General features: G+C 72.7%; 23 protein-coding genes. 13 read left to right on the forward strand and 10 right to left on the reverse strand.

The features are described 5' to 3' along the window. Positions 1-501: 501 nt before the first annotated feature. The 5 genes from ACFYOU_RS31695 (at position 502) to folE (ending at position 6,726) form a co-directional block, all read left to right on the forward strand. Positions 502-1,635, forward strand: coding sequence for a zinc-dependent metalloprotease (locus tag ACFYOU_RS31695; protein WP_391310524.1), 1,134 nt, complete (start codon positions 502-504; stop codon positions 1,633-1,635). A 363-nt stretch (positions 1,636-1,998) separates the two neighbouring features. Beyond that, positions 1,999-3,081 carry a tRNA lysidine(34) synthetase TilS gene (gene tilS / locus ACFYOU_RS31700; RefSeq protein ID WP_391310526.1) on the forward strand — a complete coding sequence of 361 codons (1,083 nt, stop codon included), beginning with the start codon at positions 1,999-2,001 and terminating at the stop codon, positions 3,079-3,081. A 45-nt stretch (positions 3,082-3,126) separates the two neighbouring features. Beyond that, on the forward strand, positions 3,127-3,687 hold the full coding sequence (gene hpt / locus ACFYOU_RS31705; RefSeq protein ID WP_385484153.1) for a hypoxanthine phosphoribosyltransferase: 561 nt from the start codon (positions 3,127-3,129) through the stop codon (positions 3,685-3,687). Between the two features lie 219 nt (positions 3,688-3,906). After that, positions 3,907-5,949, forward strand: a complete 2,043-nt coding sequence (gene ftsH / locus ACFYOU_RS31710; protein WP_389772721.1) for an ATP-dependent zinc metalloprotease FtsH — start codon at positions 3,907-3,909, stop codon at positions 5,947-5,949. A gap of 171 nt (positions 5,950-6,120) precedes the next feature. Then, entirely contained in the window at positions 6,121-6,726 is a 606-nt protein-coding gene (gene folE, locus ACFYOU_RS31715) for a GTP cyclohydrolase I FolE (RefSeq protein ID WP_385484148.1), read from the forward strand. A gap of 68 nt (positions 6,727-6,794) precedes the next feature. On the opposite strand, the gene ACFYOU_RS31720 is transcribed toward folE, so the two are convergent. The 6 genes from ACFYOU_RS31720 to ACFYOU_RS31745 all read right to left on the reverse strand — a co-directional run bounded on the left by ACFYOU_RS31720 (position 6,795) and on the right by ACFYOU_RS31745 (position 11,100). Further along, complete coding sequence (locus ACFYOU_RS31720; RefSeq protein WP_389772709.1) at positions 6,795-7,289, reverse strand: DUF3180 domain-containing protein; 495 nt, start codon at positions 7,287-7,289, stop codon at positions 6,795-6,797. Between the two features lie 115 nt (positions 7,290-7,404). After that, on the reverse strand, positions 7,405-8,001 hold the full coding sequence (gene folK, locus ACFYOU_RS31725; protein ID WP_391310529.1) for a 2-amino-4-hydroxy-6-hydroxymethyldihydropteridine diphosphokinase: 597 nt from the start codon (positions 7,999-8,001) through the stop codon (positions 7,405-7,407). Then, a complete protein-coding gene (gene folB, locus ACFYOU_RS31730; protein ID WP_387005147.1) occupies positions 7,998-8,357 on the reverse strand; it encodes a dihydroneopterin aldolase in 360 nt (119 codons plus the stop codon). The genes folK and folB overlap by 4 nt, the downstream gene beginning before the upstream one ends. Before the next feature lie 109 nt (positions 8,358-8,466). Continuing rightward, positions 8,467-9,018, reverse strand: coding sequence for a nuclear transport factor 2 family protein (locus tag ACFYOU_RS31735; protein WP_391310532.1), 552 nt, complete (start codon positions 9,016-9,018; stop codon positions 8,467-8,469). Continuing rightward, positions 9,015-9,875 (reverse strand): dihydropteroate synthase, encoded by an 861-nt coding sequence (gene folP / locus ACFYOU_RS31740; RefSeq protein WP_391310534.1) that lies wholly within the window; start codon positions 9,873-9,875, stop codon positions 9,015-9,017. Before folP ends, ACFYOU_RS31735 begins: the two co-directional genes overlap by 4 nt. A 67-nt stretch (positions 9,876-9,942) precedes the next feature. After that, entirely contained in the window at positions 9,943-11,100 is a 1,158-nt protein-coding gene (locus tag ACFYOU_RS31745) for an ATP-binding cassette domain-containing protein (RefSeq protein ID WP_391310535.1), read from the reverse strand. 245 nt (positions 11,101-11,345) lie between these two features. Between ACFYOU_RS31745 and ACFYOU_RS31750 the strand changes: the two genes are divergently transcribed. The 4 genes from ACFYOU_RS31750 (at position 11,346) to ACFYOU_RS31765 (ending at position 15,124) form a co-directional block, all read left to right on the forward strand. Further along, a complete protein-coding gene (locus ACFYOU_RS31750) occupies positions 11,346-12,116 on the forward strand; it encodes an ABC transporter permease subunit (RefSeq protein ID WP_391310537.1) in 771 nt (256 codons plus the stop codon). Then, a complete protein-coding gene (locus tag ACFYOU_RS31755) occupies positions 12,113-12,793 on the forward strand; it encodes an ABC transporter permease subunit (RefSeq protein WP_391310540.1) in 681 nt (226 codons plus the stop codon). Before ACFYOU_RS31750 ends, ACFYOU_RS31755 begins: the two co-directional genes overlap by 4 nt. A gap of 85 nt (positions 12,794-12,878) precedes the next feature. Then, positions 12,879-13,934, forward strand: a complete 1,056-nt coding sequence (locus tag ACFYOU_RS31760) for a glycine betaine ABC transporter substrate-binding protein (RefSeq protein WP_391310542.1) — start codon at positions 12,879-12,881, stop codon at positions 13,932-13,934. A gap of 128 nt (positions 13,935-14,062) precedes the next feature. Beyond that, positions 14,063-15,124 (forward strand): hypothetical protein, encoded by a 1,062-nt coding sequence (locus ACFYOU_RS31765; RefSeq protein WP_391310544.1) that lies wholly within the window; start codon positions 14,063-14,065, stop codon positions 15,122-15,124. A 238-nt stretch (positions 15,125-15,362) separates the two neighbouring features. On the opposite strand, the gene ACFYOU_RS31770 is transcribed toward ACFYOU_RS31765, so the two are convergent. Then, positions 15,363-16,700, reverse strand: a complete 1,338-nt coding sequence (locus ACFYOU_RS31770; protein WP_391310610.1) for a PH domain-containing protein — start codon at positions 16,698-16,700, stop codon at positions 15,363-15,365. Positions 16,701-16,762: 62 nt separating this feature from the next. Beyond that, positions 16,763-17,284 carry a PH domain-containing protein gene (locus ACFYOU_RS31775; protein WP_391310546.1) on the reverse strand — a complete coding sequence of 174 codons (522 nt, stop codon included), beginning with the start codon at positions 17,282-17,284 and terminating at the stop codon, positions 16,763-16,765. A 40-nt stretch (positions 17,285-17,324) separates the two neighbouring features. On the opposite strand from ACFYOU_RS31775, the gene ACFYOU_RS31780 reads away from it, so the two are divergent. Continuing rightward, positions 17,325-18,506 (forward strand): NADH-quinone oxidoreductase subunit D, encoded by a 1,182-nt coding sequence (locus ACFYOU_RS31780; protein ID WP_389772718.1) that lies wholly within the window; start codon positions 17,325-17,327, stop codon positions 18,504-18,506. A gap of 10 nt (positions 18,507-18,516) precedes the next feature. Here ACFYOU_RS31780 and ACFYOU_RS31785 read toward each other — a convergent pair whose 3' ends face one another. Next, complete coding sequence (locus tag ACFYOU_RS31785) at positions 18,517-19,605, reverse strand: SAM-dependent methyltransferase (RefSeq protein ID WP_391310548.1); 1,089 nt, start codon at positions 19,603-19,605, stop codon at positions 18,517-18,519. A gap of 150 nt (positions 19,606-19,755) precedes the next feature. Between ACFYOU_RS31785 and ACFYOU_RS31790 the strand changes: the two genes are divergently transcribed. The 3 genes from ACFYOU_RS31790 (at position 19,756) to ACFYOU_RS31800 (ending at position 22,172) form a co-directional block, all read left to right on the forward strand. Then, entirely contained in the window at positions 19,756-20,076 is a 321-nt protein-coding gene (locus tag ACFYOU_RS31790; protein ID WP_391310550.1) for a hypothetical protein, read from the forward strand. A gap of 76 nt (positions 20,077-20,152) precedes the next feature. Next, complete coding sequence (locus ACFYOU_RS31795; protein WP_391310553.1) at positions 20,153-21,376, forward strand: histidine kinase; 1,224 nt, start codon at positions 20,153-20,155, stop codon at positions 21,374-21,376. Between the two features lie 118 nt (positions 21,377-21,494). Beyond that, complete coding sequence (locus ACFYOU_RS31800; protein ID WP_391310555.1) at positions 21,495-22,172, forward strand: response regulator; 678 nt, start codon at positions 21,495-21,497, stop codon at positions 22,170-22,172. A gap of 34 nt (positions 22,173-22,206) precedes the next feature. Here ACFYOU_RS31800 and ACFYOU_RS31805 read toward each other — a convergent pair whose 3' ends face one another. After that, positions 22,207-23,325 carry a DUF5937 family protein gene (locus ACFYOU_RS31805; RefSeq protein WP_389772672.1) on the reverse strand — a complete coding sequence of 373 codons (1,119 nt, stop codon included), beginning with the start codon at positions 23,323-23,325 and terminating at the stop codon, positions 22,207-22,209. Positions 23,326-23,383 lie beyond the last annotated feature (58 nt).

Here is a 23,383-nt window from a genome sequence, read left to right on the forward strand (position 1 = left end):
CCCCGCGCCCCTGACGGGGCGCCTTCCGATGCCGTCGGGCCACAGGCGTGCCCCGATAGGGGCGCGGGGAACTGCGCGAACCCACAGCGCACCCGAGCCGGACCGCGCACGCGCAGCGGATCGCACCGGATCAGGGGCGCGGGGAACTGCGCGGAACCGGAGCGCACCTGAGCCGGACCGCGTACGCGCAGCGGAACGCACCCGCCCAGGGACCGCGCACCCGAGCCGGACCGCGCACGCGCAGCGGATCGCACCGGATCAGGGGCGCGGGGAACTGCGCGAACCCACAGCGCACCCGAGCCGGACCGCGTACGCGCAGCGGAACGCACCCGCCCAGGGACCGCGCACCCGAGCCGGACCGCGCACGCGCAGCGGGACGTACCGAGGGGGCGCGGGGAACTGCGCGGGCAACACACCACGCACCCGCGGGGAACCGCCACGACCACCCCCCGAACCCCCCAAGCCCCGCAGGGACCCGCACGGGTCCCGTACCGTTGACGCATGACGAGCATCGGTGGTGCGGAGATGGTCGACTGGAACCTCGCGGTGGCGACCGCGACCCGACTCGTGCGACCGGGCCCCGAAGTGAGCCGGGACGAGGCGCGAGCGATCGTCGCCGAACTGCGACGGCACGCCAAGTCGTCCGAGGAACACGTGCGGAACTACACCCGCATGGTCGGAGCGGAACACCCGGTCGAACACGACACCCCCGTCCTGGTGGTGGACCGCCCGGGCTGGGTCCGGGCGAACGTCGCGGGCTTCCGCGAGATCCTGAAACCCCTGTTGGAGAAGATGCAGGAGCGCCGCGGCAGCACCCCGGGCGGCGCGGTCCTCGGCGCGGTCGGCGGCAAGGTCACCGGCGTGGAACTGGGCATGCTGCTCTCGTTCCTGTCGTCCCGGGTCCTCGGTCAGTACGAGACCTTCGCCCCGGCCACCCGGGAACTCCCGGCGGGCGCCAACGGCGGCGGCCGACTGCTCCTGGTGGCACCGAACATCGTCCACGTGGAACGCGAGCTGGACGTCGATCCGCGCGACTTCCGCCTCTGGGTGTGCCTCCACGAGGAGACCCACCGCACCCAGTTCACCGCCGTCCCCTGGCTGCGCGACCATCTGGAGGGCGAGATCCAGACGTTCCTGGCCGAGACCGATGTGGACCCGATGACGTTCCTCGAACGCATCAGGGAAGCGGCGCAGTCGCTGGCCGGGGGCCGCCCGGAGGGCGAGGAGGACGACGGCGGCCGGTCGCTCGTGGAACTGGTGCAGACCCCGGCGCAGCGCGAGGTCCTGGGCCGGCTGACGGCCGTGATGTCCCTGCTCGAAGGGCACGCCGACTACGTCATGGACGGAGTGGGCCCGGCGGTGGTCCCGTCCGTCGCGGAGATCCGGGAGAAGTTCCAGCAGCGCCGCGCCCGCGGCGCCTCCCGACTCGACCAGGCCCTGCGCAAGCTCCTCGGACTCGACGCCAAGCTCCGCCAGTACCGCGACGGCGAACGCTTCGTGCGGGCCGTGGTCGACCAGGTCGGCATGGACGGTTTCAACCGCGCCTGGACCTCCCCGAACACGCTGCCCACCAAGGCGGAGATCAGCAAACCGGCGGACTGGATCGCGCGGGTGCACGGTAAGGCAGAGGCGTGAACCCCCGGCGGCCGACGGCAGGGGAACGCCTTCGCAATCACCCGTCCGAGGGACCGTGAGCCCCTGACAGGCGTGCAATGCTCGGGGAACGGCTCGGCTCTGTCACCATCGACACACTCTGAGTGACCGGGCGCGGCGGCACAGCGGCCCGTTCCGGTCGTCCGGAGACCGAACGGCAGCACGATCACGGGCGGCGCACCCGGGGACTCCCGGGAGCACGCCGGCGGTCGGCCCGGAGATCCCGGTGATCCCGGCGATCCGGAAGGGCGCCCCGATCCGCGAGGTTCCGGTGACCCCGGACAGCCCGGAGATCGGTCGACAGATCCGAGCCCCCACCCCCGAACTTCACGAAGGGAACCGGACATGGGTCCCCATCCTGCGGTCGCGGCGATACGCCTGGCGGTCCGCCGCGTCCTCCACGACCTGCTCACCGAACACGACCTGCGCGCGGACCCCGCCCCCCCGGCCGCCAGCGCACCCCCACCCCGTACGCCCTCGCGCACGCCCCGCGCGCCGCGGACCGCCGCACCCTCCTCCCCCCTGGTGCTCGTCGCCTGCTCCGGCGGCGCCGACTCGGTGGCGCTGGCCTCCGCACTCGCCTTCGAGGCCCCCAAGCTGGACGTCCGGGCCGGCGGCATCACCGTCGACCACGGACTCCAACCCGGCTCCGCGGCCCGCGCCGACGAGGTCGCCGCCCGTCTCACCGCCCTCGGTCTCGCCCCGGTCGAGGCCGTCGGTGTGACCGTGGGCCGCGACGGCGGACCCGAGGCCGCCGCCCGGGACGCCCGCTACGCCGCCCTGGACGCCGCCGCCGAGCGGCACGGGGCGGTCGCCGTGCTGCTCGGCCACACCCGCGACGACCAGGCCGAGACCGTCCTGTTGGGCCTCGCCCGGGGCTCCGGCATCCGCTCGCTGTCCGGGATGGCCGCGGTCTCGGGCGCCGCCGGCCGCTACCGACGCCCGTTCCTGCACCTCGACCGACAGACCGCCCGCAAGGCGTGCCTCGTCCAACACCTGCCGGTGTGGGACGACCCGCACAACACCGACCCCGCCTACACCAGGTCCCGGCTGCGCCACGAGGGCCTGCCCGCGCTGGAGAAGGCCCTCGGCAAGGGGGTCGTGGAGGCACTGGCCCGGACGGCCCAGCTGTCCCGGGACGACGCCGACGCCCTGGACTCCTGGGCCGCCCAGGCCGACAGCGCGGTCCGTGACCCGTCCGGGCTCCTGGAGTGCGCCAAGTTGTACGCCCTGCCGTCCGCCGTGCGCCGGCGCGTGTTGCGCCGCGCGGCCATTGACGCGGGCGCCCCCGCGGGCTCCCTCTTCGCCCGGCACATCGAGGAGGTCGACCGGCTCATCACCGGTTGGCGGGGACAGGGCGCCATCAATCTCCCCGGTCGGGTCGTGGCCCAGCGGCAGGGTGGCAGACTGGTGATCCGGCAAAGCTGAGCCGGGCCCGGGCGGGCCCGGCAGCGGCTCGGACGACCGAAAGTGATGCGGGTGGACGCGAAAGACATGGGCACCGACCTCCAGTCGGTGCTCATCACCAAGGAAGAGATCGACGCGAAGCTGGCTGAGCTGGCTGCGAAGATCGACGCGGAGTACGCGGGCAAGGACCTTCTGATCGTCGGTGTCCTGAAGGGCGCCGTGATGGTGATGGCGGACCTGGCACGCGCGCTGTCCACCCCCGTCACGATGGACTGGATGGCGGTGTCGTCGTACGGCGCGGGCACCCAGTCCTCCGGGGTGGTGCGCATCCTCAAGGACCTCGACACCGACATCAAGGGCAAGCACGTCCTGATCGTCGAGGACATCATCGACTCCGGGCTCACCCTGTCCTGGTTGATCTCCAACCTCGGCTCCCGCGAACCGGCGACCCTCAAGGTGTGCACGCTGCTGCGCAAGCCGGAGGCCGCCAAGGTCGCGATCGACGTCGAGTGGGTCGGCTTCGACATCCCCAACGAGTTCGTCGTCGGCTACGGCCTCGACTACGCGGAGAAGTACCGCAACCTGCCGTTCGTGGGTACGCTCGCGCCCCACGTGTACGGCGGCTGAGCCGTTCGGCACGGCCCCGGGCCGGGCGGACGGGGGGCCCGGGAACCCTCGGGGCCTTCCCGCCGTTGGAGCAAGCGGAGGCGGGATCACCGCGGCATTGCCGCGGGATTGGCACCAGCACGCTGCGGCTTCGGGTGACAATGCTGGGGTACCGTCCGAAGAACAGTCTTTATCAAACTCACTATGGCAGGAGGGACGGGGCGGCACCGCTCCGTATGGATGGACGTGAAGCGATACTTCCGTGGGCCCGTGATGTGGATCGTGCTGGCCGTCCTCGCCGTGGTCGTGTTGATGCAGGTCGTCGGCTCGTCCGGCGGCTACAAGACGGTGGACACCGGCCAGGTCATCCAGGCCATCAGTAACAACCAGGTGAAGTCTGCCCAGCTCACCACGGGCAACTCCCAGACGATCAAGATCACGCTGAAGGACGGCCAGAAGGTCGAGGGCCAGACCAAGGTCCAGGCCAGCTACATCGGCGACCAGGGCGCCGACCTCGCCGCCGACCTCCAGGCCAAGTACCAGGACAAGCAGATCCCCGACGGTTACACCGTCCAGCCCTCGAAGGACAACCCCTTCCTCGGCATCCTGCTCTCCCTGCTGCCCTTCGTCCTCATCGTGGTCGTCTTCCTGTTCCTGATGAACCAGATGCAGGGCGGCGGCTCCCGGGTGATGAACTTCGGGAAGTCGAAGGCCAAGCTCATCACCAAGGACACCCCGAAGACGACGTTCGCCGACGTGGCGGGCTCCGACGAGGCCGTCGAGGAACTCCACGAGATCAAGGAGTTCCTCCAGGAGCCGGCGAAGTTCCAGGCCGTCGGCGCCAAGATCCCCAAGGGCGTGCTGCTGTACGGCCCCCCCGGAACGGGCAAGACGCTCCTGGCCCGCGCCGTCGCCGGCGAGGCCGGGGTGCCGTTCTACTCGATCTCGGGTTCCGACTTCGTCGAGATGTTCGTCGGTGTCGGTGCCTCCCGGGTCCGTGACCTCTTCGAGCAGGCCAAGGCGAACGCCCCGGCGATCGTCTTCGTCGACGAGATCGACGCGGTCGGTCGTCACCGCGGCGCCGGTCTCGGCGGTGGCCACGACGAGCGCGAGCAGACGCTGAACCAGCTGCTCGTGGAGATGGACGGCTTCGACGTGAAGGGCGGCGTCATCCTGATCGCCGCCACCAACCGGCCCGACATCCTCGACCCGGCGCTGCTGCGTCCGGGCCGTTTCGACCGGCAGATCGCGGTCGACCGTCCCGACATGCAGGGCCGGCTGGAGATCCTCAAGGTCCACCAGAAGGGCAAGCCGGTCGCACCGGACGTCGACCTCGCGGCCGTCGCCCGTCGCACCCCCGGCTTCACCGGCGCGGACCTGAGCAACGTCCTCAACGAGGCCGCCCTGCTCACCGCCCGCAGCGACCTGAAGCTGATCGACAACCACATGCTCGACGAGGCCATCGACCGCGTCGTGGCGGGCCCGCAGAAGCGGACCCGGATCATGTCGGACAAGGAGAAGAAGATCACCGCGTACCACGAGGGCGGACACGCCCTGGTCGCGGCGGCTTCGCCCAACTCCGACCCGGTCCACAAGATCACGATCCTGTCGCGCGGCCGTGCCCTCGGCTACACGATGGTCCTCCCCGAGGAGGACAAGTACTCCACCACGCGCAACGAAATGCTCGACCAGCTCGCGTACATGCTGGGCGGGCGCGCGGCGGAGGAGCTCGTCTTCCACGACCCGACGACCGGCGCGGCCAACGACATCGAGAAGGCCACGACCACCGCTCGCGCGATGGTCACGCAGTACGGCATGACCGAGCGGCTGGGCGCGATCAAGTTCGGCGGCGACAACACCGAGCCGTTCCTCGGCCGGGAGATGGGGCACCAGCGCGACTACTCGGAAGAGGTCGCCGCGCTCGTCGACGAAGAGGTCAAGAAGCTCATCGAGAACGCGCACAACGAGGCGTGGGAGATCCTCGTCGAGAACCGCGACGTCCTCGACAACCTGGTGCTCCAGCTGCTGGAGCGGGAGACCCTGGGCAAGGAGGAGATCGCCGAGATCTTCTCCTCCCTGATCAAGCGCCCGGCCCGCCCGGCGTGGACGGGTTCCTCACGGCGTACGCCCTCGACGCGTCCGCCGGTCCTCTCCCCGAAGGAACTGTCGCTGACGAACGGCGCCGGCGGCGCCACCCCGTCGCTGACGACCAAGGCCGATGCGACCCCGGTCGCCCCGGTCGAGGCCCCCTCCCCGCAGGAGGAAGGCCGCGCGGACAGCTGACCGCGCGTCGCCGGCGCGACCGCCCCGGGGCCCACCGCCCCGTTCCGTGGCCGCGCCGGTGCCCATCGGGCCCGGAATGTGTGCCGCGCCCCCCTAGTTACTCTTGGGGGGCGCGGCATTTTCGTGTGTCCCGCACGTACCCGTCTGTACGGCTAAGGAACGAGGCAGACCATGACCGACCCCGTGACGCTGGACGGCGAGGGCACGATAGGCGAGTTCGACGCGAAGCGCGCGGAGGACGCCGTCCGGGAGCTGCTCATCGCCGTGGGGGAGGACCCCGACCGGGAGGGCCTGCGGGACACCCCGGCCCGGGTCGCCCGCGCGTACCGGGAGATCCTGGGCGGGCTGTGGCAGCAGCCGGAGGACGTCCTGACGACGACGTTCGACCTCGGACACGACGAGATGGTCCTGGTGAAGGACATCGAGATCGTCAGCCTCTGCGAGCACCACCTGCTGCCCTTCCACGGCGTCGCCCACGTCGGGTACATCCCGGCCGAGTCCGGCAAGATCACCGGGTTGTCGAAGCTGGCCCGGCTGGTGGAGGTCTACGCCCGCCGCCCCCAGGTGCAGGAGCGGCTGACCACCCAGATCGCCGACTCGCTGATGCGCATCCTGGAGGCCCGCGGCGCGATCGTCGTGGTGGAGGCCGAGCACATGTGCATGTCGGTGCGGGGCATCCGCAAGCCGGGCGCCAAGACCACGACGTCCGCGGTGCGCGGGCAGCTGCGGGACGCGACGACCCGCGCGGAGGCGATGAGCCTGATCCTGGCGCGGTGAGCCGGCGCCGGTGTGCGGCGCCCGGGGGCCGTGCGCTCGGACCCCGCGGGCCTCGGACCCAGCGTGCCTCAGACCCCGCGTGCCTCGGTGCCCGGGGGATGCGGGGTGTCGTCGTCCTCGGGGAGCTTGCAGACGCGTTCGAGGAAGAGCGCGGCGGCCACCACGGCGATCCCGGCGAGCACCGAGAACCCGGCGTAGACGGCCTGGTCACGACGGACCGGGACGTCGAGGGAACCGAGCAGGAAGATGCCGACCCCGCCGTAGAGCCCCGAGATCAGCGCCGCGACCAGTGCACTGGACTGGCCGAAGACCAGGGCCCGCGCCGCCATCAACGGGTCGACGCCCTTCGCCCCGGGCTCCCGGTCCCGCTGGGCGCGCAGCCGCGCCCGTAGCGACAGGGCGGTGGCGGTGAGCACCGCCGCGATCACCGCGAGCACGATCGGCGCGGCGAGCGGCACGCCCGGCAGGGTGCCGACGGAGTCCCACAGGCGGGCTCCCGCCCAGGACACGACCCCGGTCCCGACGAAGAGACCGAGCAGGGTCCTGATGCGCAGCTGATTCACGTCGTCCCTTCAGTCCTACGGCCGTCCCACCGCCGTCCTGCGGTCGGCCCGGTGGCCGACCCGGTGGCCGGTGGCGGGGGCAACCGGTGGTGGTGCCCCCGGTTGACCTTAACGACTACTCGGGCAACTGGAGTTCCAGGTCGCCGCGCGGGGTGACGGCGCCGGGGGCGAGACCCGCCAACAGTGCGGCGACGGCGCCGTGGCCGGGCAGCTCGGCGGCGGCGTCGACGTCGTGCCAGGGGGCCAGGACGAAGGCGCGCTGGTGGGCCCGCGGGTGGGGGAGGGTGAGCTGCGGGTCGTCGGAGACCACGTCGGCGTAGGTGACGATGTCGACGTCCAGGGTGCGCGGTCCCCACCGCTCGTCCCGCACCCGCTGGTGGGCCTCTTCGATCGCCTGGGCGCGCTCCAACAGCGAACCGGGCGGCAGGGTGGTCCGGACGATGACGACGGCGTTGAAGTACGCGGGCTGGGAGCCGGGCTCGACGCCCCAGGGCTCGGTCTCGTACACGGGGGAGACCGCGGTGACCCGTAGTCCGGGGGTGTCCTCCAGGGCGTCCACGGCGCCCTGGAGGGTTTCCAGACGGTTGCCCAGGTTGCTGCCGAGGGAGAGCACGGCGAGCCTGGGGTTGCTGAGGGTGGTGTCGGCGGCGTCCACCTGCTCGGTCACCGAGGAGGGCACCGGCTGCACGGTGGGGTCCGGCTGGGCTGTCATACGCGGCTCCGGGTGATGGTGACGGTCACGTCGTCGAAGGGGACGGTGATGGGCGCGTCGGGCTTGTGGACGCACACCTCGACCTCCTGGACGGCGTCGTGGCCCAGACAGGCGGTGGCGATGCGTTCGGCGAGCGTCTCGACCAGATTGACCGGTTCGCCCTCGACGATGGCGACGACCTCCTCGGCGACGATGCCGTAGTGGACGGTCTTCTCCAGGTCGTCGCCGGCCGCCGCCGGACGGGTGTCGAGGCTCAGGGTCACGTCCACGAGGAACGTCTGACCCTCCTCGCGTTCCCGGGGAAACACGCCGTGGTGCCCACGGGCCTTCAGGCCGCGCAACGCGACACGATCCACGCCGGTCCTCCTGCTCGTCGTCGAAAGGGGATGTCGAACGAGGCTACCCGGGCCCGCCGACAGCACCCGTCCGCGGGGGTGCGCCGGCGTGCGGAGGCGTCCGACGGGGTCAACCGGTGGGCTCGCCCGGCTCGCCGTCCGGGTCGCCGACCGCCTCGGAGAGCACCGGGGAGGCGTGGTGCGACCAGAGCTTCCAACCCAGCGGCGTGCGGTGGAACACGTTCGTGGCGACCACGAGCTGCCCCACCAGGGGGCCCAGCTCGCCGCCGTCCTCGGGGGCGGGGCCACCGCTGAGGATGTTCTCGGTGCAGGTCACCAGGGCCGTCCCGCCGGAGACGGAGACCAACAGGTCGGTCAGGAAGAACTGGATGTACTCGGTGTTCGCCATGATCAGCGCATAGGACCTGAGGACTTCGCCGCGGCCGGTGAGCGGGGACCAGCCGGGGTGCACGCAGGAGATCTCCGGCGCCGGACCCGAGACGTCGGACAGGTCCCGTTCGTCCAGCCAGATGTCGGACAGGGCGTCGAAGTCGCCCCGTTCCAACGCCTCGTAGAAGGCGGTGTTGGCGAGTTCGACCTCGTCCCGCTCGGTGCGGGGGGCCTGCGGACCGGCCGGTCCGTCGGGACCCGCGGGGCCGTCGGGCGTGCCGGGAGTGCTCATCGGGCTCCCTCGACGGCGCGGGCGACCCGGACGGCGTCGGCCGTGGCCCGCACCTCGTGGACGCGGACGGCCCAGGCGCCGCCGTGGGCGGCGATCGCGGAGACGGCGGCGGTGGCCGCGTCGCGCTCGCGGGCCGGTGGCGGGGCGCCCTCGGGGCCCGCGAGGACCCGCCCCAGGAAACGCTTGCGGGAGGCGGCGACCAGCACCGGGTGGCCGAGGACGCGCAGCCGGTCCAGCCGGGCGAGGAGCGCCAGGTCGTGGTCGACGTCCTTGGAGAAGCCGAGGCCGGGGTCCACGACTATCCGATCGGCGGCCACCCCGCCGGCTATCACGGCGTCCACCCGGGTGCGGAGCTCGTCCACCACCTCGGTGACGACGTCGGCGTAGACGCCCCGGATCTGGGGGCCCTCCAGGAAGCCGCGCCAGTGCATCACCACGAAGGGGGCGCCCGCCGCCGCGACCACCGGGACCATGGCGGGGTCGGCGAGGCCGCCGCTGACGTCGTTGACCAGGAGGGCGCCCGCCGCGAGCGACCGTTCGGCGACACTGGCGCGCATGGTGTCCACGGAGACCGCGGCCCCCTCGGCGGCCAGCTGGCGCACCACGGGGACGACCCGGCGCAGTTCCTCGTCCTCGTCGACCCGGCGGGCCCCGGGCCGGGTGGACTCGCCCCCGACGTCGACCAGGTCGGCGCCCCGGCCGATCAGGTCGAGGCCGTGTTTGACGGCGGCGGTGGTGTCGAACCACCGGCCCCCGTCGGAGAAGGAGTCCGGGGTCACGTTGACCACGCCCATGACCGCGCAGCGGTCCCACTCGGGCAGTCCGGCGACTCGTCCGCGGCCTGGGAACTGGTTCATGTTCCCAGCGTAGGCCCGCGCGGGCGGTGCCGGTCCCTCCGGCCGCCCCGGGGCCTGCGGGGGCGGGTCAGTTCCCGGACACCGTCTCCAGCGCGACCTCGGTACGGGGCACGTCCCGCAGCTGGGCCGCCGTGGACCGGCGCAGGGCCTCGTGCAGCCCGCCCGGGGTGAGCACCCCCAGGAACCGTCCCGCGCCCCCTGCGCCGGTTTCGTCGAGTACGGCGATCCAGCCCGCGTCGTGCTGGAGCATCGTCGCGAACGCCTGCTTCAGCGAGGCGCCCACCGGGAGCCACGCCTCCATCCGGCGGGCGTGCTCGCGGACCGTGCCGGTGCTCCGTCGGGCCCGCTCCGCGGAGAGCCAGCCGTGCAGGGCGCCCGCGGAGTCCAGGACGACGGCCCAGCGCGCGTCGAGTTCCCGGGGGAGCGCGTCGTCCAGCCGCACCACCGGGGGCTGTTCCAGGTCGCCCTCCTCGATCGGCGTCACCGACAGCCGCTTCAGGCCCCGGTCCGCGCCGACGAAGTCGGCCACGTAGTCGTTGGCCGGGGCGCCCAGCACGGTCACCGGGACGTCGAACTGTTCGATGCGCCCCTGCCCGTACACGGCGATCCGGTCACCGAGCCGGACGGCCTCCTCCAGGTCGTGGGTGACGAACAGCACGGTCTTGCGCACCGACTGCTGGAGGCGCAGGAACTCCGACTGGAGGCGTTCGCGGACCACCGGGTCGACCGCGCCGAAGGGCTCGTCCATCAGCAGCACCGGCGGGTCGGCGGCCAGGGCGCGGGCCACGCCGACCCGCTGGCGCTGGCCGCCGGAGAGCTGGTCGGGGTAGCGGTCGCCGTGGACCGAGGGGTCGAGGCCCACCAGGTCGAGGAGTTCCGCGGCCCGTTCGCGCGCCTTCGCCCGCCGCACGCCCAGCAGGTGCGGGACGGTCGCCGTGTTGTCGAGGACCGTGCGGTGCGGGAACAGCCCGACCTGTTGGATGACGTAGCCGATGCGGCGCCGCAGTTCGACCGGGTCGCCGTCGGCGATGTCGGCGCCGTCCAGGAGTATCCGGCCGCTCGACGGGTCGACCAGCCGGTTCACCATCTTCATCGTCGTGGTCTTCCCGCAGCCCGACGGGCCGACCAGCGTGACCAGTTCGCCGGCCGCGACCTCGAACGAGAGGTCGTCCACGGCCGTGGTGCCGTCGGGGTAGCGCTTGCTCACGTTCTCGAACCGGATCATGCAGTCCCCCAGGGGTACGGGAAGTGTGAAGGCCGTGTTGCACCGGTACGGGCCGCGCCGGTGGTTGTCAGTGGCCGGGGTTAGGGTCGCCAGCACGACCGAATGTCCAAGGTTGTCAGATGTACGTTCGAGGAGTGCCCGCCGGAAAAGCGGGGAAACCGGGATTGCGGGAAGACCGGCGGGACCGGCTGCACGGGGAGCCCGGGTAGCCGCGGCCGGGGAGGAACGGGGGGAGGGGTGTTCGGATGAGCACGCGCGACTGTCTGGTGGCGAACGACTGGATCTGCGGGGAGTACGTACGCTCCCGCAGCCAGGAACTGGTGGACGCGACGCTCGAACACCTCGCGATCACCGCCGTGTCGGTGCTGATCGGCGTGCTCGTGGCGGTGCCGCTGGCCCTGCTGGTCCGTCGCTGGCCGGTGTTGTCGGGCCCGGTCCTCGGGCTCACGACCCTGCTGTACTCGATCCCCTCGCTGGCGATGTTCTCCCTGTTGCTGCCGGTCTTCGGACTGTCGGCCGCCCTGGTGGTCACGGGCCTGGTGCTGTACTCGCTGACGATCCTGGTCCGCAACGTCCTGATGGGTCTGGAGTCCGTCCCCGAGGAGGTCCGGGAGGCCGCCCGGGGCCTGGGGTACGGGCCGGTGCGCCGACTGTGGGAGGTCGAACTCCCGCTGGCGCTGCCCGCGCTGCTCGCCGGGGTGCGGATCACCACGGTGGCCACGGTCGCGCTGACCACCGTCGGGGCGATCGTCGACTACGGCGGGCTCGGCACCTTGATCCTGGACGGCCTGGACACCAGCTTCAAGGCGCAGGTGCTCACCGCTTCGGTGCTGTGCGTGCTGCTGGCGCTGGTCGCGGACCTCCTGCTGCTGGGCGTCGGACGGCTGCTCACCCCCTGGAGCCGCACCCCGCGCGCACCCGGCCGGCGGCGCGGCACCTCCGGAACCACCAGTACCTCTGACACCTCCAGTACCTCCGGCACCTCCGGCACGGGGAAGGCGGCCGAAGCGATATGAACGCGATATCGGGGGCGTACGACTGGCTGACCACCGGCGCCAACTGGCAGGGCGAGCGCGGCGTGTGGCAGCGGCTCGCCGAACACCTCTACTTCAGCGGGGTCTGTCTGCTGATCAGTTGCCTGATCGCGCTGCCGCTCGCCCTCTGGCTCGGCCACCTGGGCAAGGGCGGGGCGCTCGCGGTCAACCTCTCCAACATCGGCCGCGCGGTGCCCACCCTGGCCGTGCTGGTGCTCCTCACCCTGACCCCGCTCGGCACCCACGGGGACGCGCCGACCCTCGTCGCCCTGGTCCTCTTCGCGGTGCCGCCGCTGCTCACCAACGCGTACCTGGGCATGCGCGAGGTGGACCGGTCGGTGGTGGAGGCGGCCCGGGGCATGGGGATGGACGGACGGCAGCTCTTCGCCCGGGTCGAACTGCCGCTGGCGTACCCGATGGTCATGGCCGGGATCCGGTCCGCGGCGGTGCAGGTGGTGGCGACGGCGACCCTGGCCGCGATGGCGGGGGAGGGCGGCCTCGGACGGATCATCACCGCCGGGTTCAGCCTCCAGAACACCCCCCAGGTCGTCGCGGGCGCCTTCCTGGTGGCGGCGCTGGCCCTGCTCGTGGAAGGCGTGCTGGTGGTCGCCGGCCGCCTCCTCGACCCGATGCGCGGGCGGGCCCGCGCCGCCCGCTGACTCCCCACCTGCTCCCCGCTGGAGGGGTGCGCCCCGCCGCGGAGGAGAACGGCTCCTTCCACGAAAACGAAAAGGGACGGTCGACATGAACGGCACGCACCAGCACGGCACGGACCACCCGGCACCCACGGGCGCATCCGGTGACGGCACCCCACCGCACACGGACCGCGGTCGACCCCGAACACCGCGCAGAGCGGGCCGGACGGCGCTCGCCGCGCTGGCCGTGGCCGCGCTGACGGCCGCCGCGGGCTGCTCCGGCGACAGCCTGGAGGACGAGGGCTCCGGCGGATCGGGCGGCGGCAAGAAGGGTTCGCTGGTCGTCGGCGCCGCGGGATTCACCGAGGCGAAGGTGCTCGCCCAGCTGTACAAGCAGGTTCTCGCCGACGCCGGTTACCCGACCTCCGTGAAGACCGTGGAGAACCGCGAGATCTACGAACCGGCGCTGGAGAAGGGCACGATCGACGTCGTCCCCGAATACGCGGCGACGCTCGCCGAATTCCTCAACGCGGACAAAAACGGTCCGGATGCCGAGCCGGTGGCATCGTCCGATGTCGACGCGACCGTCGCCGAGTTGAAGAAGCTGGCCGAACCCCGCGGGCTGAAGGTGCTGCCCGCGGGCAAGGCCGTCGACCAGAACGCGTTCGCCGTGAGTGAGGAATTCGCGAAGAAGCACGACCTCACGTCTCTTTCGGATCTCGGCAAGACGAACGAGAAGGTCACGATCGCGGCCGGCGACGAATGCGAGGTGCGGCCCTTCTGCGCACCGGGCCTCAAGAAGACGTACGGCATCGACGTCGCCGGGGTGGACCCCAAGGGCGTGGGAACCGTCCAGTCCAAGCAGGCCGTCAAGAACGGCACGGCCCAACTGGTCCTCACCACCACCACCGACGCCACCCTCGACTCCTTCGGGCTCGTCCTGCTCGCGGACGACAAGAAGCTCCAGAACGCCGACAACGTCCTTCCGGTAGTGAACGCCGCGGACGCCGGGGACAAGGAGATAGCCGACGCCCTGGCCAAGTTGACCGATGTGCTCTCAACAGATGATCTTGTAGAACTCAACCGCAAGGTCGACGCCGAGCGGCAGAAGGAGGCCGATGTGGCGAAGGAGTATCTGGAGTCGAAGGGGTTGCTCAAGAAGTAAAGACCGGGCGGCGCCGCGTTTTTGTGCGGGCGGGGCGGCAACAATCCCCCACGCGCGGTAAGTTTCTCGCTATGCCTCGTGGACGCCACCGCCATTCACCACCCCTGCACCGGCTGCTCCCTCCCACGGTGATCGCCGGAGCCTCCGTCCTCTGCGCCACCGGCGCCTGGTTCGTCTCGGAAGCCGCGATATTGCGCGGGCTCGTGGTGGGCGCCTCCGTGGCGGCCGTCGCGGGCTCGGTCGTGATGCGGAACTGGGACCGGTCGGCGGGCCGACGGGTCGCGGAGTTGCTGCGGGCGCGCACGAGTGACGAGTGGCGCTTCGAGGAACGCGTCGCCGAGATCGAGGGCGAACTGGAGTCGGCGCGCGCGGTGCGCGGCAAGCTGGAGAAGCGGCTGCGCGCCAAGCGCGCCGAACTGGCCGCCCTGCGCGGCGAGCACGCGGGGCTGCTGCGCCGGTACGCCACCGCCGAGACCGAGCGGGCCAGTGCGCTGGAGGGCCGCCGGCAGCTCGCGATGGAGACGTCCGCCGCCCCCGCGGACGCGGCGTCCTCCGCGGTGCCGGCGCCGGCTACGGCGTCGAAGGCGCTGCTCGCGACGGACGAGGTGGCGCCGGTCGCGACCGTGGCGCTGTACCTGCGGGCCAATGCGGTGCTCGACCGGTTGGAGCGCGGTGCGGTGGGCGGGCCGACCCGGGAGCTTCCCCCGTCGCCCCCGTCGCCCCCGTCGCCCTCCGCGCCCCCGAAGCAGCGCCGCGGTGCGGATGCGCCGGCCGGTGCGCCGGCGGCCGTCCGGGCCCGGGCGCAGGAGTCGGCCACCGGTGGCCACGAGCGCGCCGCCGTACCCGCGACGGCCGGTCCCGGTTCCGCGGCCGGTCACGTCACCGTGCCGCGGGCGGCGGCGGTGGCGGTCGTTCCCGTGCCGCCCGTCCGCCCGCGGACCGTCCAGGGCGGCTTCGACTTCTTCGGCAACAAGAGCGAGCCCGCGCGGGCCGCGCTGGAAGCCGTGCAGAACGAGGACCTCGCCGATGTCGTCGGGGAGGAGGCGCTGGCGCTGCACAAGGCGGAGTCCGAGGCGGACTTCAAGGTGTCCGATGACGCGGAGCGGGTCGGTCAGGTCGTGGACCTGACCGCGCACGATGAGACCGAGCCGATCGATATGCAGGGCCTTCGCTCGGCCCTGCGCGCTTGACGCCCGTCCCTCGCGGGAGCGTTCCGCTGCGCTGTTGCTCCGCGCGGTCCTCTGCGGGTGCGTCGTGGCTGTTCGCGCAGTTCCCCGCGCCCCCATAGGGGCGCCCTGTGACCCGGACGTCCAGCAGGGCGCCCCTGAAGGGGCGCGGGGAACTGCGCGGGCAACCACCGCGCACCCGCAGGGGACGACGTACCCCAGGAGGCACCCACCCAGGGGCGCGCCGCACGGGGCGGGGTCGTCAGGACATCCAGCGGTCGGGGCGCGCGGCCCGCCGCCCCGTCCGCGACCGCTCCGCCTGCGCAGCCAACAACAGCGCCGCCTCACCCGCAGGGCGCAACCGGGCCGGAACGGAACGGTTCGCCCCCGTCTCCACCCGGACGTCCGCAACCCCGTGCCACCGCTGCCAAGGCCCTTGGAGCAACCGCACGCTCTGCACCTTCGCGTGCGGCACCAACGACAAGCTGCGCCGCAGCAACCCGTGCCGGGACGCGAACACCGTGTCGCTCACGGCGAACCCGTACCCCCGCCACCACAGCGGCACGCACCAGCGGGCCGACCGCGGCGGCCGGGACAACTCCTCGGGCACCGTCACCCCGGGCAGCACCCGCGAGATGACCTCGGCGGCCAGCGCCCGCGGAGCCACCGGCACCAGGACGGAGTTCGACGAGCCCGCCACGTCCAGTTCGACCCGTACCCACTGGCGGCGCCGCCACAGCAACGGCTCCTCGATCCGGACGGTCTGCACCCGCCCCGGCGGCACCGTTTCGTGCATGCGGTCGAGCAGCCCGTAGTCGATGCGCAGTCCGTCGGGCGACTCCCCGACCGTCCAGTCGTACTCCTTCACGAACCGTCCGACGGTGCTGGTGACCGCGACGCCCGCGAGCGGCAGTGCGGTCGCGAGCACCGTCCACACGTTGTGGGTGAGCACCCACAGGAACGTCGGCACGGCCAGCGCGCCCGCCAGCGCGCACCAGGGGCCGCCGCTCAACAGCAGCGAGACGGCCAGTTGCCGCGGCCCCACCCGGATCAGCTCCCGGACCGGGGCCTCGCCGACCCCCTGCGCGTCCTCGGGGGCGAACCCGGCCGCCCGCGCCAGCAGTTCGGCCCGCAGCGACCGGGCCTCGTCGGCGCCGAGGAACGCCAGCTCGTCCTTGGTGTCGGCGCCGACGACGTCCAGCTTCAGTTTGGAGACGCCGACCACCCGGGCCAACAGGGGTTGGGTGACGTCCACCGCCTGGATGCGGTCGAGCCGGATGTGCGCGGTGCGCCGGAACAGCAGCCCGGTGCGGATGCGCAGCTCGGTCCCGGTGACCGCGAAGTGGGTGAACCACCAGGTCAGCACGCCGTACAGGGCGGCGAGGACCAGGACGGCGGCGCCCGAGGCGACCAGCGTGGTGGTGTCGAGGGAGGTGACCCGCTCCTGGGTGCCGCCCGGGTCGTGCACCGCCCAGCCCGCGAGGATCGCTATGGGCGCCCAGGCGCGGCGCAGCGGGGTGACGGGGTGCAGCCGCCGTTCGACCACGGCGGCTTCCACCGTCCCGTCCGGCGCGACCGTCCCGTCCGGTGCGGTCGACACGTCCGGCGCGGTCGGTACGTTCGGGCGGGGTTCGTCGGCCGGCTCGCCGGCCCCGGACCCGCTCACAGGCCCGCCGATCGTGCTTCGCCCAGCTCGGTGAGCCGGTCACGCAGCCGTTCCGCCTCCTCGGGCAGCAGGCCCGGGATGCGCGCGTCGCTCGCCGCGGCGGCGGTGTGGAGCTGCACGCTGGCCAACCCGAAGTGCCGCTCCACCGGACCGGAGGTGACCTCGACGAGTTGCATCCGCCCGTACGGCACGATGGTCTGCTCCCACCACAGCACCCCCCGGCTGATCAGCAGGTCGTCGGCGCGTTCCGCGTACCGCCAGGAACGCCAGTTGCGGCCCAACATCGGCCAGCCCCACAGCAGCAGCGCCAACGGCAGGACCGCGAAGGCCGCCCACGGGGGTCCGACGAAGACCCCGAGCAGCACCCCGGTGGCCACCGTCAACGGCACCAGCCACACCACCAACAGCAGCCGGCGCATGCGCAGGAGTCCCGGCGGGAGCGCGATCCAGTCCGGCCCGCTCCCCGTACCCTCCGTCACGTTCCCCGCCGCGGACCCGCCCGCGCTCCCCGTTTCCATACCGCCAGCGTACGTAAGGGAGACTGGGGCCATGACATCCATGACGTCCGGGGCCGCGCAGGCCGCTCTCGGGGGGCCGACGACGGAAACCGTGGTCGGCATCGGCGGCGCCGCGGAGAACACCGACATGGTGCTCAACATCGGCCCCCAGCACCCGTCCACCCACGGAGTGCTGCGGCTGCGGTTGGTCCTGGACGGTGAACGCGTGCGCCATGCGGAACCCGTGATCGGTTACATGCACCGCGGCGCGGAGAAACTCTTCGAGGCCCGGGACTACCGGCAGATCGTCATGCTGGCGAACCGGCACGACTGGCTGTCCGCGTTCTCCAACGAGCTCGGGGTCGTCCTCGCGGTGGAGCGGATGCTCGGCATGGAGGTGCCCCAGCGCGCGGTGTGGATGCGCACCCTGCTGGCCGAGCTGAACCGCGTGCTGAACCACCTGATGTTCCTCGGGTCGTACCCGCTGGAGCTCGGCGGCATCACCCCGGTGTTCCACGCCTTCCACGAGCGCGAGGAACTCCAGACCGTCATGGAGGAGATCTCCGGCGGACGCATGCACTACATGTTCAACCGGGTCGGTGGTCTGAAGGAGGACCTGCCCGTCGGCTGGACCACCCGCGCCCGGGAGGCCGTCGCCTCGGTGCGCTCGCGGATGGACGTGTACGACCGGCTGGTGCTCGGCAACGAGATCTTCCGGGGGCGCACCCGGGACGTGGGCGTCCTGTCGCTCGAAGCGGTGCACGCGTACGGGGTGAGCGGCCCCATCGGGCGGGCGTCGGGTCTCGACTTCGACCTCCGGCGCGACGAGCCGTACCTCGCGTACGGGGAGCTCGGCGACGTGCTCAAGGTCGTCACCCGTGAGGAGGGCGACTGCCTGGCCCGCTTCGAGTGCCTGCTGGAGCAGACGCACAACGCGCTGGACCTCGCCGACGCCTGTCTCGACCGGATCGTCGACCTGCCGCCCGGCCCGGTCAACCAGCGGCTGCCGAAGGTGCTCAAGGCACCCGAGGGCCACACCTACGCCTGGACGGAGAACCCGCTCGGCGTCAACGGCTACTACCTGGTGTCCAAGGGCGAGAAGACCCCGTACCGGCTCAAGCTGCGCTCGGCCTCGTTCAACAACATCCAGGCCCTGACCGAGTTGCTGCCCGGGACGCTGGTGGCCGACATGGTCGCCATCCTGGGTTCGCTGTTCTTCGTCGTCGGCGACATCGACAAGTAGCGACGGGCGGCTACCGGGCGGCGGTCCGGTCCAGCAGTCCGGCCGGGACGCCCACCGGTTGGAGGAGCCAGCCGAAGTCGCCGAGGCCGCCCGGTGCGGTCAGCTCGGCCGCTTCGCCGGCCCGGGCGAGCGCCCGCACGTAGCCGGCCGGGTCGCTCGACGCCAGCGCCAGCGCCGGACGCCCGCCGCTCACCCCGAGGGCGTGCAGCGCGGCCCGCTGCCCGGTGAGCTCGGCGCCCGGCAGCGCACACGCGTCGAGCGCCACGTGCGCCGTGAGGTCGCAGGACCCGTCCGGTACGGGGAGCACCTCGCGGCCGGCGCGGAAACCGGTGAGCGTGCCGTACGGGGGGCGCGCGGCGCGGTGGTGCGCGTAGTCGACCGCGACGGCGAGTCCGGCGGTCAGGGTCGCCACGGCACCGGCCCAGGCGGCGTCGCGGGGGCGGCCGATCTCGACCCGCAGACCGGGTGCCGGGCGGGAACCGGTCCCGCCCGGCACCGGTTCGAGCGGCCACCAGCGGGCCGCCCACTCCGCGTCCGCGCCGTCGAGCGGTCCGCCGGGGGACTCCGTGCCGTCCGCGGCGACCAGCACCCGCCGCAGCACCCCGTCGGCGTCGGTCTCGGCGACGTCCAGGGGGACGTTGTCCAGCCACTCGTTGGCGAACAGCAGACCCCGTACCCCGGTGGGCGGCTCGGCGCACCACTCGATCCGGTGGTCCAGGTCCACCGGCCGCCGGGCGCGCTCCACGGCCACCGCCCGGATGCGCGGGGCCACCTCGGGCGGTAGCGCGGCCAGGACCCCGGTGACCAGTTCGCCGCGCCCGGCGCCCAGGTCGACGAAGGCCAGCTCCCCGGGGTGCCCGAGCGCCGCGTCGACCCGGCACAGCAGACGCGCCACGGCCCCGGCGAACAGGGGTGAGGCGTGCACGGAGGTCCGGAAGTGGCCGGCGGGGCCCTCGGGGCGCAGATAGAAGCCGTGCGGCCCGTACAGGGCCTCCTCGGCCGCCGCCCGCCAGCCGCGCGCCGCCCGGCCCCCACCCGTCGCCGGGGGTTCGGTCGGGTCGGTGGGCTGCCCCGGTCCTGGGGTCGTCTCGTCCGTCACGGAGCCAGGCTAGGCGCTGTACGGCGCGGGCCCGTCGCCCCCTCCTGACCAGCGGTGACGTGCCCCGGGGCGCCGTCATCCCCGCGGCCTCGGGCACTACCCTTCGTCCGGGGCGGATCACGAGCACGCAGGGCGAGGGGAGCGACGGCGATGACGGCACTGCGCCTGGTGACGACCGTACTGATCACCTGGGTGGTGCTGATCGTGCTGTTGGTCGCGCCCTCGGCGCTGCTGCCGCAGCGCTGGCACTCCTACGTCTACTCGCCGGCGAGCGTCGGACTGTGGCTGCTGACCGCGTTCGTCGCCCCCTTCGTGGTGTGCGTCGCCTACTGGCCGTGGATCCGGCCGAGCAGCCGGCGCCCCCGGTCCGACGGGGCACGGAACCGGACCCCTCAGGTCCGCAGCACGGGCCCGGACACCGGCTCGGAGCCGTCCCCGCCGGGCGGTGCGGACGGTGCCGCCTCCACCTAGGGGAGTACGCGTGGCCGATGGGGATGAGACCTCCGGTTGACCCCTGCACAGGGCACGCGTACCTACCCTGGGTTACGTGCAGCGCGTTTATGACTTCCTCCGCAGACACCCGACCGGGGTCGACGTCTTCTGGGCCGTCGCCCTGTTCGGGATCAACCTGGCGGGACTGATCAGCACGGCGGACAGCCCGACCCCGCCGGACGAGGCGGCCGGCGCCGTGCTGGGCGTCCCGTCCGTGGTGGCGTCGCTGCTGCTGGGGCTGGTGGTCGCGCTACGGCGCCGGGTGCCCGAGCGGATGCTGGTCCTGGCCGTCGTCGTCGGCCTGGCCCAGGTCGCACTGGACGTGCCGGTGATGCTGGTCAACTTCGCCATGCTGGTGATCGTCTACACCGTCGCCGCCGACGGGGCCGGCTGGGCCTCCCGGTTCGCGCTGGTCGTGGGCCTCGCCGCGGCACCCGTGTCGACGCTCCGCTGGCCGGAACCCGACCAGACGGCGTTCCGCCAAGCACTGTTCATCGTCTTCCTCATGGTGCCGTTCGCCCTCGCCTGGGTGCTGGGCGACTCCATCCGCACCCGCCGCGCCTATCTGGCCCAGCTGGAGGAGCGCGCGGCCCGGCTGGAACGGGAACGGGAGGCCCAGGCCAAGGTCGCGGTCGCCGCCGAACGCGCCCGCATCGCGCGCGAGCTGCACGACGTGGTCGCGCACAACGTCTCCGTCATGGTCGTCCAGGCCGACGGCGCCGCCTACGTCCTGGACGCCGCCCCCGACCAGGCGCGCAAGGCGCTGGAGACCATCTCCGGCACCGGCCGCCAGGCGCTCGCGGAGATGCGCCGGCTGCTCGGCGTGCTGCGCACCGGGGAGCCGGAGGAGTCCGGCGAGTACGTTCCGCAGCCCGACGTGGAACAGCTGGGCGAGCTGGTGGAGCAGTGCCGCACGGCCGGGCTCCCCGTCGACTTCAAGGTCGAGGGCACGCCCCGCCCGCTGCCCAGCGGGGTGGAGCTGACGGCGTACCGCATCGTGCAGGAGGCCCTCACCAACACCCGCAAGCACGGTGGCCCCAACGCGGGCGCGAGCGTCCGGCTGGTCTACTTCGACGACGGCCTCGGCCTGCTCGTGGAGGACGACGGCAAGGGCGCCCCGCACGAGTTGTACGAGGACGGCGGCGCCGACGGCCGTGGGCACGGCATGATCGGGATGCGGGAGCGGGTCGGCATGGTCGGCGGCACCCTGGACGCGGGTCCCCGCCCGGGCGGAGGGTTCCGCATCAGCGTCCTGCTGCCCCTCAAGCCCGCACACTGAACACACAGAGCACACTGAAGGTCCGCTCCGGGGCCGCGCCGCGCCCACGGTTCCCCGGGGGCCGCCGGGTCGTCACGGGCGACCCGGCCGATGTCCCGTACAGGAAGGGAAGTCCCTCATGACCCCGATCCGGGTGATGCTCGTCGACGACCAGGTGCTGCTGCGCACCGGTTTCCGGATGGTGCTCGCCGCCCAGCCGGACATGGACGTCGTCGCGGAGGCGGGCGACGGGGTCGAGGCCCTGGAGGTGCTGCGCGCGTCCTCCGTCGACGTCGTCCTCATGGACGTGCGCATGCCGAAGCTGGACGGGGTCGAGACCACCCGCCGGATCTGCTCGGGCGCCAACCCCCCGAAGGTCCTGATCCTCACCACCTTCGACCTCGACGAGTACGCCTTCTCCGGGCTGAAGGCCGGCGCCTCCGGGTTCATGCTCAAGGACGTGCCCCCGGCCGAGCTGCTGACCGCCATCAGGTCCGTGCACAGCGGCGACGCCGTGGTCGCGCCCTCCACCACCCGGCGGCTGCTCGACCGGTTCGCGCCGATGCTGCCGGAGACCGGCACCCAGCCGCGGAACAAGCAGCTGGAACGGCTCACGGACCGGGAGCGCGAGGTGATGGTGCTGGTCGCCCAGGGCCTGTCCAACGGGGAGATCGCGGCCCGTCTGGTGCTGTCCGAGGCGACCGTGAAGACCCATGTGGGGCGCATCCTCACCAAGCTGGGACTGCGGGACCGGGTCCAGGTCGTGGTGCTCGCCTACGAGACGGGGCTGGTGCGCGCGGGCGGCGGGGCCCGCTGAACCCGTCAGCGGGGCGTGCGCCGGCGGCTGCCGGTCAGCGCAGGATGCCTTCCAGGATGTCCGCCCCCAACCGGGCCACCACCGTCACGTCGAGCTGGTGCAGCACGTAGCGACCGCGCCGACGGGGGCTGACCAGCCCCGCCTTCTTCAACACCGAGAGGTGCCGCGACACCTCGGGGGCACTGATGCCCAGGGCGTGCGCCAGCTCACCCGTGGTGTACGGGGAACGGGCGATGTTGCGGCACAGCCGGAGCCGCACCGGGTGCGCCAGTGCCTCCAGCCGGCGTTCCAGCAGCTCCACGGAGGCGGGCGCGGGCAGCTCCCCGCTCGCCACCGGGTACTGGATGACCGGCCGCCAGCCCGGGGCGTGCAGCGCCAGCAGGTGCGGCCAGCCGAAGTGCGAGGGGACGAGCACCAGCCCGGTGCCGACCGCGGGGTCCACGGCGGTGGTGGAGCCCTGCGCCAGCTTGTCGAGGAAGACGTACCGGCGGTCCTCGTCGACCGACAGGGCGGGGGAGACCGCGGTGAGCGCCTCCGTGAGCCCCTTGCGGCGCAGCAGTTCCGTCTTGTGCCGGGCGTCGGCGGCCAGTTGACCCTGGACGCGGCGCCAGGTGTCGGCGAAGAACGCCTCCTCGCAGTCCTCGATGAGGCGGCGCACCCAGGCGCGCACGGCCGCCGGGTCCGCCAGCAGGCGCCGGGTGAAGTCGGTCTGGCGCGGGCCCCGGGTGGCGGCCAGCTCCAGGGACTCGGCGGCGACCGCCGGGTCGGTCAGCGGGGACGGCCGGCCCTGGTCGTAGGTCTGGTTGCAGGTGAACTCCAGCGCGGCGTTCACGAACCGCTCGTCGTCCAGCCGGTCGAGCACGTCCAGCTCCTCGGCGAGGGTCGCCGCCGGGCGGCCGTGGTGACCGCGCAGCCCCGCGAAGGGCATGAAGACGTCCGAGAACGTCGTCCGCCACAGGAAGTCCGCCTCGCACAGCCGGTCGGCCAGGTCCGGCTTCAGGGACGCGGAGGTCGCGGTGGCCCAGCCGTGCAGGCCCGGGTGGTGACCCGGCTCCGCGAGGGCGTGCAGCGCGAGGCCCAGCTCCGCGAGGGGGGACGGCTCGAAGACGATCCGCTCGGGCGGCAGGCCCGCGATGTCGATGCGCACGCTCATGGGGCCATGGTGCACCTGGTTCGGGCCGGTGCTCACGCCGATTGACGACCGGCGTCAA

The sequence above is a fragment of the Streptomyces sp. NPDC005955 genome, assembly GCF_042871255.1.
GTDB lineage: Bacteria > Actinomycetota > Actinomycetes > Streptomycetales > Streptomycetaceae > Streptomyces.